General features: G+C 64.5%; 17 protein-coding genes and 1 pseudogene. 13 read left to right on the top strand and 5 right to left on the bottom strand.

Translation table 11 applies throughout. The features are described from left to right. Positions 1 to 87: 87 nt before the first annotated feature. From MTX34_RS14695 to MTX34_RS14710, 4 genes are all read left to right on the top strand, one after another. Entirely contained in the window at positions 88 to 1056 is a 969-nt protein-coding gene (locus MTX34_RS14695; protein ID WP_243593307.1) for a bifunctional riboflavin kinase/FAD synthetase, read from the top strand. A 122-nt stretch (positions 1057 to 1178) separates the two neighbouring features. After that, positions 1179 to 1448 (top strand): 30S ribosomal protein S15, encoded by a 270-nt coding sequence (gene rpsO / locus MTX34_RS14700; protein WP_027496764.1) that lies wholly within the window; start codon positions 1179 to 1181, stop codon positions 1446 to 1448. A gap of 395 nt (positions 1449 to 1843) precedes the next feature. Next, on the top strand, positions 1844 to 4105 hold the full coding sequence (locus MTX34_RS14705) for a polyribonucleotide nucleotidyltransferase (protein ID WP_243593306.1): 2262 nt from the start codon (positions 1844 to 1846) through the stop codon (positions 4103 to 4105). A 67-nt stretch (positions 4106 to 4172) separates the two neighbouring features. Further along, positions 4173 to 5459 carry a pitrilysin family protein gene (locus MTX34_RS14710; RefSeq protein WP_243609910.1) on the top strand — a complete coding sequence of 429 codons (1287 nt, stop codon included), beginning with the start codon at positions 4173 to 4175 and terminating at the stop codon, positions 5457 to 5459. Here the strand turns inward: MTX34_RS14710 and MTX34_RS14715 are convergent. Then, positions 5456 to 5626: a hypothetical protein gene (locus tag MTX34_RS14715; RefSeq protein ID WP_243609843.1), complete on the bottom strand. Its 171-nt coding sequence runs from the start codon at positions 5624 to 5626 to the stop codon at positions 5456 to 5458. The two genes, MTX34_RS14710 and MTX34_RS14715, sit on opposite strands and share 4 nt — an antisense overlap. Before the next feature lie 23 nt (positions 5627 to 5649). Here MTX34_RS14715 and MTX34_RS14720 point away from each other — a divergent pair, with 23 nt between their 5' ends. Continuing rightward, complete coding sequence (locus MTX34_RS14720; protein WP_243593304.1) at positions 5650 to 6432, top strand: SDR family oxidoreductase; 783 nt, start codon at positions 5650 to 5652, stop codon at positions 6430 to 6432. Between the two features lie 8 nt (positions 6433 to 6440). Here the strand turns inward: MTX34_RS14720 and MTX34_RS14725 are convergent, their stop codons facing one another. Both MTX34_RS14725 and MTX34_RS14730 read right to left on the bottom strand, forming a co-directional pair. Next, positions 6441 to 7184 carry a polyprenol monophosphomannose synthase gene (locus MTX34_RS14725; RefSeq protein ID WP_243609844.1) on the bottom strand — a complete coding sequence of 248 codons (744 nt, stop codon included), beginning with the start codon at positions 7182 to 7184 and terminating at the stop codon, positions 6441 to 6443. Positions 7185 to 7281: 97 nt separating this feature from the next. Beyond that, on the bottom strand, positions 7282 to 8046 hold the full coding sequence (locus MTX34_RS14730; protein ID WP_243609845.1) for a 2-phosphosulfolactate phosphatase: 765 nt from the start codon (positions 8044 to 8046) through the stop codon (positions 7282 to 7284). A 66-nt stretch (positions 8047 to 8112) separates the two neighbouring features. On the opposite strand from MTX34_RS14730, the pseudogene MTX34_RS14735 reads away from it, so the two are divergent. After that, positions 8113 to 8544, top strand: a pseudogene (locus MTX34_RS14735) (hypothetical protein). A gap of 9 nt (positions 8545 to 8553) precedes the next feature. On the opposite strand, the gene MTX34_RS14740 reads toward MTX34_RS14735, so the two are convergent. Continuing rightward, the gene (locus MTX34_RS14740) at positions 8554 to 8829 is read right to left on the bottom strand and encodes a hypothetical protein (RefSeq protein ID WP_057477670.1); all 276 of its coding nucleotides are present in this window, start codon (positions 8827 to 8829) and stop codon (positions 8554 to 8556) included. 28 nt (positions 8830 to 8857) lie between these two features. On the opposite strand from MTX34_RS14740, the gene MTX34_RS14745 reads away from it, so the two are divergent. Both MTX34_RS14745 and MTX34_RS14750 read left to right on the top strand, forming a co-directional pair. Then, positions 8858 to 9574, top strand: a complete 717-nt coding sequence (locus MTX34_RS14745) for a hypothetical protein (RefSeq protein WP_243609846.1) — start codon at positions 8858 to 8860, stop codon at positions 9572 to 9574. Positions 9575 to 9653: 79 nt separating this feature from the next. Continuing rightward, complete coding sequence (locus MTX34_RS14750) at positions 9654 to 10103, top strand: hypothetical protein (RefSeq protein WP_243609847.1); 450 nt, start codon at positions 9654 to 9656, stop codon at positions 10101 to 10103. Between the two features lies 1 nt (position 10104). On the opposite strand, the gene MTX34_RS14755 is transcribed toward MTX34_RS14750, so the two are convergent. After that, complete coding sequence (locus MTX34_RS14755) at positions 10105 to 10818, bottom strand: aquaporin (RefSeq protein WP_243593298.1); 714 nt, start codon at positions 10816 to 10818, stop codon at positions 10105 to 10107. A 291-nt stretch (positions 10819 to 11109) separates the two neighbouring features. On the opposite strand from MTX34_RS14755, the gene MTX34_RS14760 reads away from it, so the two are divergent. The 5 genes from MTX34_RS14760 (at position 11110) to nuoE (ending at position 14943) form a co-directional block, all read left to right on the top strand. Further along, complete coding sequence (locus tag MTX34_RS14760) at positions 11110 to 11469, top strand: NADH-quinone oxidoreductase subunit A (RefSeq protein WP_243609848.1); 360 nt, start codon at positions 11110 to 11112, stop codon at positions 11467 to 11469. A gap of 72 nt (positions 11470 to 11541) precedes the next feature. Continuing rightward, positions 11542 to 12096, top strand: coding sequence for an NADH-quinone oxidoreductase subunit B family protein (locus tag MTX34_RS14765; RefSeq protein ID WP_243609849.1), 555 nt, complete (start codon positions 11542 to 11544; stop codon positions 12094 to 12096). Then, positions 12093 to 12755: an NADH-quinone oxidoreductase subunit C gene (locus MTX34_RS14770; RefSeq protein ID WP_243609850.1), complete on the top strand. Its 663-nt coding sequence runs from the start codon at positions 12093 to 12095 to the stop codon at positions 12753 to 12755. The genes MTX34_RS14765 and MTX34_RS14770 overlap by 4 nt, the downstream gene beginning before the upstream one ends. Beyond that, the gene (gene nuoD / locus MTX34_RS14775; RefSeq protein WP_243609851.1) at positions 12755 to 14053 is read left to right on the top strand and encodes an NADH dehydrogenase (quinone) subunit D; all 1299 of its coding nucleotides are present in this window, start codon (positions 12755 to 12757) and stop codon (positions 14051 to 14053) included. Before MTX34_RS14770 ends, nuoD begins: the two co-directional genes overlap by 1 nt. Next, positions 14050 to 14943: an NADH-quinone oxidoreductase subunit NuoE gene (gene nuoE / locus MTX34_RS14780; protein WP_243609852.1), complete on the top strand. Its 894-nt coding sequence runs from the start codon at positions 14050 to 14052 to the stop codon at positions 14941 to 14943. The genes nuoD and nuoE overlap by 4 nt, the downstream gene beginning before the upstream one ends.

Below are 14943 nucleotides of genomic sequence, written 5' to 3' on the forward strand. Positions count from 1 at the left end.
TGGGGATACCTTTTTGTCCATACCCGCCACATGCGACACGCCTGTCCGAGAGTGACCGAGCGGCCGTCGGGCCGTAGGCTTCGCAGTGTGCAGAGATGGCGAGGTCTCGACGATGTACCTGCCGACTGGGGTCGGTGCGTGCTGACGATCGGCGTCTTCGACGGCGTTCATCGCGGACACGCACAACTGATCGGGCGAGCGGTGGCCGCTGCGAAGAAGCGCGGCGTTCCCAGCGTGCTCATGACATTCGATCCCCATCCGATGGAAGTAGTGCGGCCGGGGAGCCATCCTGCTCAGTTGACCACCCTGACGAGGCGAGCCGAACTGGCCGAGGAATTGGGAATCGACGTGTTCTGCGTGATGCCGTTCACGCCCGAGCTGATGAAGCTCACCCCCGAGCGATACGTGCACGAGATCCTGATCGAACGCCTGCACGTTGCCGAGGTCGTCGTCGGCGAGAACTTCACGTACGGAAAAAAGGCGCTCGGCACCGTGCCCATGCTGCGCAAGATCGGCGAGCGGTCCGGATTCGCAGTGGACGGAGTCAATCTGCTCGCCGAGCATGCCGTGACGTTCTCCTCGACGTACATCAGATCGTGCGTGGACGCCGGAGACGTCGCCGCGGCCACTGCCGCGCTCGGGCGACCGCACCGCGTCGAGGGTGTCGTCGTGCACGGCGACGGCCGAGGTCGTCAAATGGGCTATCCCACAGCCAATGTCGCGCCGCCCATGTACTCCGCCATCCCAGCGGACGGCGTCTATGCGGCGTGGTTCACCGTGCTCGGGCCCGGGCCGATCATGGGGACCGTGACGCCGGGGGAGCGGCATCCGGCCGCCGTGTCGGTGGGCACCAATCCCACGTTCTCGGGTCGTACCAGGACCGTCGAGGCGTTCGTGCTCGACGGCGAGGCCGACCTCTACGGGCAACATGTGGCAGTCGACTTCGTCGACCGGCTGCGTGGAATGGAGAAGTTCGACTCGATGGAAGCGCTCGTGGAGGAAATGGGACGCGACGCCGAGCGAGCCCGCTCGATCCTGGCGACCAGCACGGCCTGATAGGCTGTCCCCTCGGTGCTCGCTGCGGTCCGCGGCGGCTGTACCGGCTTCCATCCCGTGGTCTCGACCACGGGGCGCGTTGCTTCCTTTCACGCGGACGTCATTGATCAGGAGTAGTACCAGTGGCATTGACCACCGAACAGAAGAAGGCCGTTCTCGGCGAGTACGGCTTGCACCCCACCGACACGGGCTCGCCCGAGGCGCAGGTTGCAATGCTCACCAAGCGCATCGTCGACTTGACCGAGCACCTCAAGATGCACAAGCACGACCACCACTCCCGCCGCGGCCTGCTGCTGCTGGTCGGACGTCGTCGTCGCCTGCTCAAGTACATCGCGAAGGTCGACGTCACCCGCTACCGTTCGCTCATCGAGCGTCTGGGTCTGCGTCGATAATTCGCATCGACGCGAGGATGTCACCGATGCACGGTTCGACGCGCCGGTGCGCACCCGACTCGCAGCAATAGTGCAGTAGCCAACGAGGCAGTGCTTAGACTGTTCCTCGTTGGCTATCTGTGTTTGTACCGCAAGAACAGTTACGCCAGCAGAACAAAGTGGATGCACGGCATCCGCACACCGCCGTGTATGCCTGTCACGCCGTGGTGACGGTCTTCGGTAGTGGCCTTTCGGATACGAGATCCGGTGGGCTTCGATCGATGGCCGCCTCCGCGCAGCCGCGTCCCGAGAGAAGATCTCGTCGGATGGACGGCACAGGTATGCCGCCACAGCCAGGAGGGCTCGTGGTGTGTCCGCGCGGGCACGGCAAAGACGAGAGGACGAGAACAGAACATATGACAGAGACAACAACCGTGGACGTCGAAGAAGGCGTCTACGAAGCAACTGCGATCATCGACAACGGCACGTTCGGCAAGCGGACCATCCGCTTCGAGACCGGCCGCCTCGCACAGCAGGCCGCAGGCGCAGTCGCCGCGTACCTCGACGAGGACACCATGCTGCTGTCGGCTACGACCGCAGGCAAGCACCCCCGCGAGGGATTCGATTTCTTCCCGTTGACGGTCGACGTCGAAGAGCGCATGTACGCCGCGGGACGAATCCCCGGATCGTTCTTCCGCCGCGAGGGCCGTCCGTCCACCGACGCCATCCTCACCTGCCGACTGATCGACCGGCCGCTGCGTCCGACCTTCGTCGACGGACTGCGCAACGAGATCCAGGTCGTCATCACGGTGATGAGCCTCAACCCGGCCGATCTGTACGACGTCGTCGCGATCAACGCGGCCTCGGCTTCGACGCAGATCGCCGGACTGCCGTTCTCCGGCCCGATCGGCGGCGTTCGCGTCGCACTGATCGACAAGCAGTGGGTCGCGTTCCCGACCAACGAGCAGCTCGAGAAGGCCGTGTTCAACATGGTCGTCGCCGGTCGCATCGTCTCCGGCTCCGGTGCCGACGCAGACGTCGCGATCATGATGGTCGAAGCCGAGGCCACCGAGAACGTCATCGAGCTCATCGAGGGTGGTGCCACCGCCCCCAACGAGGCGGTCGTCGCCGAGGGCCTCGAGGCATCGAAGCCCTTCATCGCCGCCCTGTGCACCGCACAGCAGGAGCTCGCGTCCAAGGCTGCCAAGCCCACCGGCGACTACCCGGTGTTCCCGGCGTACCAGACGGACGTCTTCGAGGCCGTCGAGAACGCCGCGAAGATCCCGCTGAACGAGGCACTGACCATTGCCGGCAAGGCCGAGCGCGAGAGCAAGCTCGACGAGGTCAAGGCTCAGGTCCTCACCTCGGTCGGAGACAGCTTCGCCGGCCGCGAGAAGGAGATCGGCGCCGCATTCCGCGCACTGACCAAGAAGTCGGTTCGCCAGCGCATCCTCACCGATCACTTCCGCATCGACGGCCGCGGCATCACCGACATCCGGTCGCTGTCCGCCGAGGTCGCGATCATCCCGCGTACCCACGGATCGGCCCTGTTCGAGCGCGGCGAGACCCAGATCTTGGGCGTCACCACCCTCGACATGGTCAAGATGGCGCAGCAGGTCGACTCGCTCGGACCCGAGACGTCCAAGCGCTACATGCACCATTACAACTTCCCGCCGTACTCCACCGGTGAGACCGGCCGCGTCGGTTCGCCGAAGCGTCGCGAGATCGGCCACGGTGCACTCGCCGAGCGCGCCCTGCTGCCGGTTCTGCCCAGCCAGGCAGAGTTCCCGTACGCCATCCGCCAGGTCTCCGAGGCACTGAGCTCCAACGGCTCGACCTCGATGGGCTCGGTCTGCGCATCGACCCTGTCGTTGCTCAATGCCGGTGTGCCGCTGCGTGCCCCGGTTGCCGGAATCGCCATGGGCCTCGTGTCCGACGAGGTCGACGGCGAAACCCGCTACGTCGCCCTCACCGACATCCTCGGTGCCGAGGATGCGTTCGGCGACATGGACTTCAAGGTCGCCGGAACCAAGGACTTCGTCACGGCACTGCAGCTGGACACCAAGCTCGACGGCATCCCCTCCAAGGTGCTCGCCGGCGCGCTGTCACAGGCCAAGGATGCACGCACGACGATCCTCGAGGTCATGGCCGAGGCCATCGACACCCCGGACGAGATGAGCCCGTACGCACCTCGCGTCACCGCGATCAAGGTGCCGGTCGACAAGATCGGCGAGGTCATCGGGCCCAAGGGCAAGATGATCAACTCCATCACCGAGCAGACCGGTGCCAACATCTCCATCGAAGATGACGGCACTGTCTACGTCGGTGCAGCGGACGGCCCGTCCGCACAGGCCGCGATCGACATGATCAACGCCATCGCCAACCCGCAGCTGCCGAAGGTCGGCGAGCGATTCCTCGGAACCGTCGTCAAGACAACGGCTTTCGGTGCATTCGTCTCGCTGCTCCCGGGCCGCGACGGACTGGTGCACATCTCGAAGCTCGGTAACGGCAAGCGCATCAACAAGGTCGAGGACGTCGTCAGCGTCGGATCGAAGTTGCGCGTCGAGATCGCCGATATCGACAACCGCGGCAAGATCAGCCTCGTCCCCGTCGAAGACGACAACGCGGCTGCTCCCGCCGACGCTCCCGAGGCACCCGCCGAGGTCAGCGCTGAGTAAGAAGCAACCGAGCCGAACGGTACGTCCCCTCGGGACGTACCGTTCGGCCGTTCCAGAGAGCACTGGTATCGACACCGGCGTGCAACGCACCACTTTGCCCGGCGGTCTTCGGGTCGTCACCGAGTTCGTGCCCGGCGTTCGCTCGGCCTCGGTCGGTGTGTGGGTCGGAGTCGGTTCACGGGACGAGCAACCCAGTGTTGCCGGAGCAGCTCACTTCCTCGAACATCTGTTGTTCAAGTCGACTCCCACACGCAGTGCACTCGAGATCGCTCAGGTGATGGACGGTGTCGGCGGAGAGCTGAATGCGTTCACCTCGAAGGAGAGCACCTGCTTCTACGCGCACGTGCTCGACGAGGACGTAGCGCTTGCCATCGATCTGGTCAGCGATGTGGTGCTACGCGGCCGATGCCGATCGGCAGATGTCGACGTCGAGCGTCAGGTGGTCCTCGAAGAGATCTCCATGCGCGACGACGATCCCGAGGATCTCCTGGGAGATGCGTTCCTGGAAGCGATGTTCGGCGATCATCCGATCGGACGCCCGATCATCGGTTCCGTCGAATCCATCGAGTCGATGACCCGTGCACAATTGCACTCGTTCCACGTTCGCCGATACACGCCGCAGCGCATGGTCGTTGCGGTTGCGGGCAATGTCGATCACAAGCAGATCGTCTCGCTCGTGCGCCGAGCGTTCTCCGGCCATCTGGTCAAGGGCGTACGACCGGCCGAAAGAAGGTCCGGCACAGCACGATTGCGTACTGCTCCTACGTTGAGCCTGACCACTCGCGACAGTGAGCAGGCGCACCTGTGCCTGGGTGTGCGGGCGTTCGGCCGGCACGAAGGGCATCGCTGGGCGTTGTCCGTGCTGAACTCCGCAGTGGGAGGCGGGCTCAGTTCCCGTCTGTTCCAGGAGATCAGGGAAGAGCGGGGCCTGGCGTACTCGGTGTACTCGTCGGTGGACACGTTTGCCGACAGTGGCGCTTTCTCCGTCTACGCCGGTTGTCAGCCCGAGAACTTGGGCGAAGTGACCACGGTGATCAGGGAAGTGCTGGCCAAGGTCGCCTCCGAGGGCATCACCGACGCGGAGTGTGCGCGGGCCAAGGGTTCGTTGCGTGGTGGGTTGGTTCTGGGACTGGAAGATTCGGGCTCTCGGATGAACCGGATCGGTCGTAGTGAACTGAACTACGGCAATCACCGCGACATCACCGACACGTTGGCGCGGATCGACAGTGTCGGCAACGACGAGGTACGCGAGGTCGCTGCCGTGTTGCTCGACCGTCCTTTCGGTGCCGCGGTGGTCGGCCCCTACAAGAACGTCCGCCAGCTGCCGGCGTCGGTCAAGTCTCTGGTTCGCTAGCGCAGGCGATGACGTCGCTCACTGCGCGGCGGGGAGACGATCGGCTCGAATGCGTGAGTGGAGTTGAGCGCCGCTATTCCGTGCACGGAGGTCCACAGTCGTAGGGCGGTGAACTGTGGATTCTCCGGCGCGACGGCATGGACCGCGCATTCGACGTTGACGTGCATGCCCGTACGGTCGACAATGCAGCATGAGCGATGGGCGTACCGTCCTTGTCACCGGTGTGGGTCGACGCCGCGGTATCGGCTACGCCATCACCCGCCGGCTGTTACGTGACGAGAGCACTCGCGTCTTTGCGCAATCCTGCGATGCCTACGACGCGAGCGAACCGTGGGGAGCAGGGACGCCGGGAGCAGTGCAGGTACTCGCCGAGTTGTCCACCACAACAGATGAACTCGGGCATCTCGACATCGATCTCTCCGATGCCGACGCACCTGCCGCCCTGTTCGATGCTGCCGAATCCAGGTTCGGTGCCCTCGACTCGTTGGTGATCAACCATGCGCGATCACAGCTTGGCCACCTGGGTTCTCTGACGGCAGAGAACCTCGACCTGACGTGGGCGGTGAACGTGCGCGCGTCGTTGCTTCTGGTGCAGGAATTTGCGCAACGGTACGTCGATCACCGAGACGGCGGACGCGTCGTGCTGTTCACGTCCGGGCAGGGAGAGGGGCCGATGCCGACCGAAATTCCGTATGCGGTGACCAAAGGGGCCGTCGCCGCGATCACACCGACCTTGGCCGATTCGCTGATCGAACGGGGCATCACCGTCAACACGATCAATCCGGGTCCGACCGACACCGGTTGGGCGAGTGCCGATCTGGACGAGTTCGTCTCACGCCACATGCCGCGCGGTCGGTGGAACTCACCGGACGAGGCCGCGGCCGTCGTGGCGATGTTGCTCTCGCCCGATTCCGGCTCGATCACCGGTCAGGTCATCGGTGCCGAAGGCGGATTCCGACGCTTCACGCCGTGACGCTTCGGTCAGAGCTTCTTCTTGCGCAGCAACAACTTCCAGGGCACCAGCGCCGACTCGAGCTGAACCGACAGGCTCATCTTGGATTCGCCCTCGCTGCGCTCTTCGAAGGTGATCGGCACTTCGGCGAGAGTGAGGCCGTGCTTGACGGTTCGGTAGTTCATCTCGACCTGGAATGCGTATCCGTTGCTCTCGACCGAGGCCACATCGATGGTGCGCAGGGTGCGCGCGTGCCACGCCTTGAATCCCGCTGTCGCATCCTTGACGCCGAGGCGCAGGATGGTGTCGACGTAGAAGTTCGCCCACGCGGACAGGGCCTTGCGGTGCCAGGGCCAATCGGCGGCGACCGCCCCGCCGGGTACGTATCGCGATCCGAGCACCACGGCCGCATCCGTGGTGTTCAGTTTGTCGATCATCGCCGGGATGACCTCGGTGGGGTGCGAAAGATCGGCGTCCATCTGAATGACGATGTCCGCACCCTCGTCGAGCGCCCTCGTCATGCCTGCGACGTATGCGCGTCCGAGACCGTTCTTCTCGGTGCGGTGTAGGACGCTGACGTCGATGGGGCCGTCTATGGCCAACTTGTCGGCGATGTCCCCGGTGCCGTCGGGCGAATTGTCGTCGACCACCAGCACACCGAGCCCCTCTACCTGCAACCCGGCCAGCAGCTGGACGAGCTTGGGCAGGTTCTCACGTTCGTTGTACGTCGGCACAACGACGGTGGTCTTCGGGGCGACTCGTTCCGTACTCACCACCGTATGATCCGTGATTCGGGTGTCCGATCCAAATATCGGACACGACCGGCCGTGTCGGGTCGGCATCGTGGGTCGTTTTCGAGCGCCCGTCGATTCATGACCGAGTCGCGTCGACGAATACGCCGTCGCGCAGAATCGGGACGCAGGAACTCGAATCGACCTCGGCTGCAATGGCTACATCTTCGGGGTGTCCCATCCCGGTCAATTCGCGGCCGGAGCTGCATTGCTGCAGCTCGGAGCCCACGTCGTGCTCGACGGCTCGCCACGCGGCCGCGGCCGTTCGCGCCTCCGGGGAGGCATCGGAAGCTCCGGCATCGAGCAGGGCGGCGATGACTGCACCCGCACCCCACAGGTCCTCGACTGCAGGCCGGAGGGATCCGTCCGGCCACCGTTCTCCGGCCGCTATGACGGTTGTCACGGCACTTCGGTTGTCGGCTCGTATCCACCGCGCTACCGCGGATGCGTTCCTCAGCGACGCTCCCATACACAGCGGGGCCGTGCTCGCGAGCTCGTGGGCGATGGTGGACCCGTTCGGTGACGGCAGTACCAGCCGAGCGGGGGCAGGCGCGGCCCGCACGGTGGCCGGGCACAAGCTGATCCGGCCCGGTGCGGCGGCCGATCGGCCGACTGCGAGGACTGCGTCGAACTGCTCGGCCAACTGTGTGGCTCGGTCGTCGCGCCACTGACTGGGGATGACGTCGATGCCCGCGTCCACAGCAACCGTGAGAGTCGTCGTGAAAGACAGGACGTCCACGACGACGGCGATGTCCGCGCCGTCGACAATGGCGTCGGCTCCAGCAAGACCCCAGTCGAAGCGGAGGCCGAATGCGTTCTGGGACAGTACGGAGTCGGCCGGCATTGCGGAACGGTAGCAAGTCCGGTGCCGGTGATACCGCCGGCGCGGGATCGAGTGGGGGAGGTAGACATGCAGTTGGAGCTCGACACCAAGGTGATCGTCCTCGTGGCCGGTCTCCTGCTGCTGTGGGCATTGGGGTTGGGGGTCGTCAAGTATCACCAGATGTCGACGTCGCCGGATGGCACTGCGCATCGTTATGTCGACATCGCCCATCGGGCGGCACTGATGTACTCGTTCGCCGCCCTGGTGCTTGCTGTGTTGGCGCAGTTCAGCGCGTGGTCGGTCGCGGTGGATCTGATCGCCGCAGCGGTGGTGCTGGTGTTCTTCGTCGCTGCCGTCGTGAGCTACACCGTGCACGGGTTTCGTCGGGACACCGAGAACTAGTTCGTGGATCCCGTCCCGGGCACGCATCTGTTCATGGTGTCGTTGATCGTCGGCGAAATCGGCGGTACAGCTGTGCTCGTGGCCGGTTTCGCGGTCGCTCAGTTCGGTCCGAGCTGAGACCCGGAGTTACCGAGGATCCAGGTACAGCTCTGCGGTCTCGGTGGCGACCGCGGACACTGCAGCGGCAAGACCGGGCTCGAGGTCCAGTGCGGCTGTGAGTCGTTCTCCGCGCAGTCCCTGCGTTCGGAGTAGCTCCCAGGCCTGTTCGACCAGGCGCACCGAGGTGGGATGGTCCAACTCGGGGCGGTTCGAGCGCAGTGCAGTCGCAGCCCAATCCGCATCGAACGTCCCGTTGGGTGGACCGAACACACGCTCACCGGACGAATAGCTCTTCGGCTCCATACCCGACGACGCTAGCAGGATCGGAGGGTTGCGTAGTAGTGACCGAATTGCGTCGGGACTGCACTACCGAACCGATCGGTTCGTTCAGTACGGTATGGCGATGTACGACGGCCACCGCAGGGCTTCACTCGCGCTCTCGGCCGTCGGATCACTGCTGATCGGCGTCCTCGCAGGCTGTTCCGGTGACGACGGCAGCGATCCGGTCGAGGAGGTCTCGGCCGGCACGAACTACACCACGATCGCGGGATCGTTGGTCGTCGGTGATCCCAGGTCCGGCCCAGTGCCACCCACCGAAGCTCTGCCGCCCGCGGTCGCAGAGCTACCTCCGAGCCTCGAGGGCGCGCGATTCCCTGGGGCGTCGCCGGTCGGTGTCACCGACGTGGTGTTGGGGGCGTCGTCGACGGTCGAATCCCGGTTGGCGGGCAACGGGCCCGTGTCCTACACCGTGCGGTGCGTCGACGAGGCCGTCCGCTACGCCACGAGTGAACCGATGGCTGTGCCGGGAAGATCCGTTCTCCAGGTGGATCTGTCGGGTACGTCGACGGACTCCGGCGACACCCTCTCTCTGTACGCCGGGCCCGAACGGATCCGAGGCGATGCGGATTCCGGGGTCGTCTCGGTCGACTTTCTGGCCGATCCCGGCGGAATCTCGCAGGCCTTCATCGGAGTTGCAGCCGATCGACCCGACTTCACGGTGGTCACCACCGAGGAACCCGCCGCCGTGATCGTCACCGTCGAGCCCTGACCGGCGCTGGAACGTCGAATGCACTTCGGCCGTGGCTGTTTCGATCCGTTTCCCGGGGAACGCGCGGTAGCATCGCGGTGTGTCCGACGCCACAGCTGGAGAGAGTCCATCCGGTCGTGTGCGCGTGCTCGTGTACAGCAGCAATGCCGCGACCCGTGCCCAGGTGCGCTCTGCGGTAGGAACTCGGCCGGATCCCGCGCTCGGTGACATCGAGTACGTGGACATCGCTACGGCAGCCGTGGTCATCGAGAACATGGATGCAGGCGGTGTCTCGTTGGCGATTCTCGACGGCGAGTCCTCACCTGTCGGCGGTCTGGGTCTGGCGAAACAGTTGAAGGACGAGATCCTCGACTGTCCACCGGTGTTGGTGCTCATCGGACGTCCTGACGATGCATGGTTGGCCGAGTGGTCGCGCGCCGAGGCTGCGGTTCCGCACCCGCTGGATCCGATCCGGCTCGGGCGCGCGGTGGTCGATCTGCTGAGGCAGCACTCGGGACGCGTCGGTACCGGGGTCTTGCGATCGCGGTAGATCAGACCGTTTTTTCCGATGCGGGCACCGTCAGCACGAACCGGTGGATCGAGCCGGCGATAACAGCTCCGAGCACGGGGAACACCACGAACACCCACAGTTGTGAGAGGGCAGGGCCGCCGGCGACGAGGGCGGGGCCGAAGGACCGAGCAGGGTTGACCGAGGTCGAGTCGATTCCGATGCCCAGCAGGTGAACCACGGTCAGGGTCAGGCCGATCGGGATGCCGGCCGCCACGACGGGGTGAACGGTGGGGGCCGTGGTGGCCAGCACGACGAGGACGAGCAGGCCGGTCGCGATCGTCTCGAACACCGCCACCGATACCAACCCGTACCCTCCGGGCGAGGAGCCGCCGAATCCGTTGGTGCCCAAACCGTCCGACGCCATGTCGTATCCGGGACGGCCGGACGCAACCGCCAGTACGATCAGCGCGCCGATCAGTGCACCGACGGCCTGGGCGGCGATGTAGAACGCAGCCTTGATCGGGGTGATGGCGCGAGCTATCAGGGCTCCGATCGTCACGGCCGGGTTGATGTGGCATCCCGAGATCGGGCCGATCGCGTAGACGAGGGCAAGCAGTGTGAGCCCGAACGCCAGGGCGATACCCGGGGTTCCGACGGTGTCGCCCGCGATGACGGCGGTGCCGACGCCGAAGATCACGAGCAGGGCAGTTCCCAGTCCCTCGGCGGCGAGCGCCGAGACGGAAATAGACTTCATCAGTTCTCCTGGTTCATGTCGGCGGCCTCGTTTCGGCCGGCCTCGATCGTCGGGAAGTTTGTCGTTTTCCTGGTAGCGGATCGCATGGGGGCAATGAGTGATCTGAGTCACACTGCTGTCATGTGGGCGAGATCGAGTGCCCCATGCGCGTCAACGGATTACGAAACTGGACTCCTCGAAATCCCGCGAGATCGACACCGAACCCATACTGTGTGGTTCAGGTCACATTGGTACGGCCGTCGCATTTACTACGCGTCGGCGCGGTAGTCGATCGAGGGAGCAGATGCCGGGATGAACGCCTACGTTCCGATCCTCGTTCTCGGTGCCATTGCGGTCCTGTTCGCAGTGTTCTCGGTGATGGTCGGAACCATGGTGGGGCCGGCGCGGCACAACCGAGCGAAGTTCGACGCATACGAGTGCGGCATCGAGCCCACGATGCATGCGCCTACGGGCCAACGATTTCCGGTGAAGTTCTATCTGACCGCCATGCTGTTCATCATTTTCGACATCGAGATCGTCTTCCTCTATCCGTGGGCCGTCCACCTCGACGTACTGGGCGCATTCGGGCTGGTGGCCATGGCCCTGTTCGTCGTCAACGTGTCGGTGGCCTACATCTACGAGTGGCGGCGAGGCGGGCTCGGATGGGATTGATGCACGAACACTGATCGACGACGGCACGATGCACTGTTCTCACCTCGAGCGGATACGAAAAGAGCGTGATCGATGGGACTCGAAGAGAAGCTACCCAGCGGATTTCTGCTGACCACCGTCGAGGGGTTGGCCGGCTACGCACGCAAGGGTTCGTTGTGGCCCGCGACCTTCGGTCTCGCGTGCTGTGCGATCGAGATGATGGCCACCACGTCCGGTCGGTTCGATCTCGCGCGATTCGGTATGGAAGCGTTCCGTGCGTCTCCCCGCCAGGCGGACCTGATGATCGTGGCAGGCCGTGTCAGCCAGAAGATGGGGCCCGTACTGCGGCAGGTGTACGACCAGATGGCCGAGCCGAAATGGGTCCTGGCCATGGGAGTCTGCGCGTCCTCGGGCGGAATGTTCAACAACTACGCGGTGGTTCAGGGTGTCGATCACATCGTTCCCGTCGACATCTACCTCCCCGGTTGCCCACCTCGACCCGAGATGCTGCTCAACGCAATCTTGGAGCTGCACAAAAAGATTCAGGAGATGCCACTGGGTGTCAATCGCGAGCAGGTACGCGCGGCTGCCGAGGCTGCAGCGCTGACGTCAACCCCGACCATCGACTTGAAGGGGCTGCTGCGATGACGGCGCGCGGATCCCGCGGGATGTTCGGTGTCCGGGGGAGTGGCGACACCTCCGGCTACGGCAGGTTGCAGCCGCCGGTGGCGTCGGCGGACACGGCTGTCCGGCCCTATGGCAGCTACTTCGACGTACTGGTGGATCGATTGGCCACTGTTCTCCAGGCCGGTGACGCGGCCGTGCCGTTCGAGGACGCCGTCGAGAGTGCGGTGATCTTTCGCGATGAACTGACACTGCATCTCTCTCGGGAGCATGTGCCCGCTGTGGCCCGTGCTCTGCGTGACGACGAGGAACTGAGATTCGAATTGTGCACGGGGGCATCGGGTGTGCACTACCCGGATCAGATCGGCCGGGAATTGCGCGCGGTCTACCATCTGGTGTCCATCACCCACGGACGCCGTCTGCGACTGGAAGTGGCTGTGCCCGATGCAGATCCGCACACACCTTCGCTCTGCGCGGTGTATCCGACCAACGACTGGCACGAGCGCGAGGTCTACGACTTCTTCGGCATCGTCTTCGACGGTCATCCCGCACTGACGCGAATCGAGATGCCCGACGACTGGGTCGGCCACCCGCAACGCAAGGACTATCCCCTGGGCGGAATTCCCATCGAGTACAAGGGTGCCCGGGTTGCGCCTCCCAACGAGCGCAGGTCGTACAACTGATGAGCGCAACGGACGAAACCATCTATGCAGTGTCGGGCCAGGACTGGGACGACGTGGTCGAACTGGCGCGCGGGTCCACCACCGAACGCATCGTGGTCAACATGGGTCCACAACACCCGTCCACGCACGGTGTGCTGCGGTTGATTCTCGAGATCGAAGGCGAGACCGTCACCGAGGCCCGGTGCGGAATCGGCTACCTGCACACCGGTATCGAGAAGAATCTCGAGTATCGCAACTGGACTCAGGGCGTCACGTTCGTCACTCGTATGGACTATCTGTCACCCTTCTTCAACGAGACCGCGTACTGCCTCGGGGTGGAGAAGCTGCTCGACATCACCGACGACATTCCCGAGCGGGCGACGGTTGTCCGGGTGATGCTGATGGAGCTCAATCGGATCTCGTCGCACCTCGTGGCATTGGCCACGGGTGGAATGGAATTGGGTGCCGTGACGGCGATGCTGTTCGGCTTCCGAGAACGCGAACTGATTCTCGACGTCTTCGAGGCCATCACCGGACTTCGCATGAACCACGCGTACATCCGTCCCGGCGGCTTGTCTCAGGATCTGCCTGCCGACGCGATCGACAAGGTCCGCGAGCTCTTGCGGGTTCTTCCCGGACGGCTACGCGATCTCGAACTCATGCTCAACGACAACCCGATCTGGAAGGCCAGAACCGAGAACGTCGGCTACCTGGACCTCACGGGGTGCATGGCCCTGGGTGTCACCGGTCCGGTGCTTCGATCGACCGGACTTCCCTACGATCTGCGCCGGTCCGACCCCTACTGCGGGTACGAGAACTACGAGTTCGATGTTGTCACCGACACCGGATGCGATTGCTACGGGCGCTATCTGATTCGCGTCGAAGAGATGAAGGAATCGCTCAAGATCGTCGAGCAGACCCTCGATCGCCTGCGGCCCGGACCGGTGGTCATCGACGACAAGAAGATCGCCTGGCCGGCCGAACTGGTTTCCGGACCCGATGGTCTCGGCAATTCTCAGGACCACGTGCGCACCATCATGAACACCTCGATGGAGTCGTTGATCCACCACTTCAAATTGGTGACCGAGGGAATGCGAGTGCCGGCAGGACAAGTTCTGTCCACGGTGGAGTCGCCGCGAGGTGAACTGGGTGTGCACATCGTCAGCGACGGCGGAACTCGGCCGTACCGAGTGCATTTCAGAGACCCCTCGTTCACCAATCTGCAGGCGGTTGCCGCGATGTGCGAGGGCGGCATGATCTCCGACGTCATCGCTGCCGTCGCCAGTATCGATCCCGTGATGGGCGGGGTGGACCGATGACCGCACCACGCTCGGAGCCGGTGCTCGTCCAACTCGGAGCCCGCCCGGAAGAAGCCGTACAACTGGTCGGCCCCGACGCACGCGCGTCTTATCCCGCCGACGTCCGTGCACGCCTGCGCGAAGACGCCGATATCATCCTCGCTCGTTATCCTCAGGCGCGATCGGCGTTGCTACCGCTGCTGCACCTGGTGCAATCCGAGGACGGCTATCTGACGCCGGCCGGAATCGAATTCTGCTCCGACGTCCTCGATCTCACCGGTGCCGAGGTGACCGCGGTCGCGACGTTCTACTCGATGTACCGCCGCGAGCCCACCGGAAACTATCGCGTCGGAGTGTGCACCAACACCCTGTGCGCGGTCATGGGCGGCGACGCCATCATGGACGCCCTGCGGGACCACCTCGAGATCGACCACGGCGGAACCACCGCCGACGGTGCCATCACCCTCGAACACATCGAGTGCAACGCCGCGTGCGACTTCGCGCCGGTGATGATGGTCAACTGGGAATTCTTCGACAACAGAACTCCGGCGTCGGCGCGGGACCTGGTCGACGCGCTTCGATCCGGTGCGCAGGTGACCCCGACCCGCGGCGCTCCGCTGTGCACGTTCCGCGAGACCGAGCGAATTCTGGCCGGGTTCGCCGACGACCGCCCCGGGGCACTCGAATCCTCCGGCAGCGCAGGCGAAGCCACTCTCGCCGGCCTGCGGTACGCCCGAGAGCACTCGATGTCTGCTCCCGAGGCCGTCACCGGCTACCCGGACGATCATCCCGATCTGGGTGCCGAGGCCGTGGCGGAGACGGTGCGCGAGAAACCGGCTCCGGCACCCTCGGCGACCGTTCCACCGCAGCCGAACACCACCGAAACAGAGCCACCGACGAAGGGGAACTAA

Origin of the sequence: Rhodococcus sp. ARC_M5 (assembly GCF_022810405.1) — a bacterium.
In the GTDB taxonomy this organism is placed as follows: domain Bacteria; phylum Actinomycetota; class Actinomycetes; order Mycobacteriales; family Mycobacteriaceae; genus Rhodococcoides; species Rhodococcoides navarretei.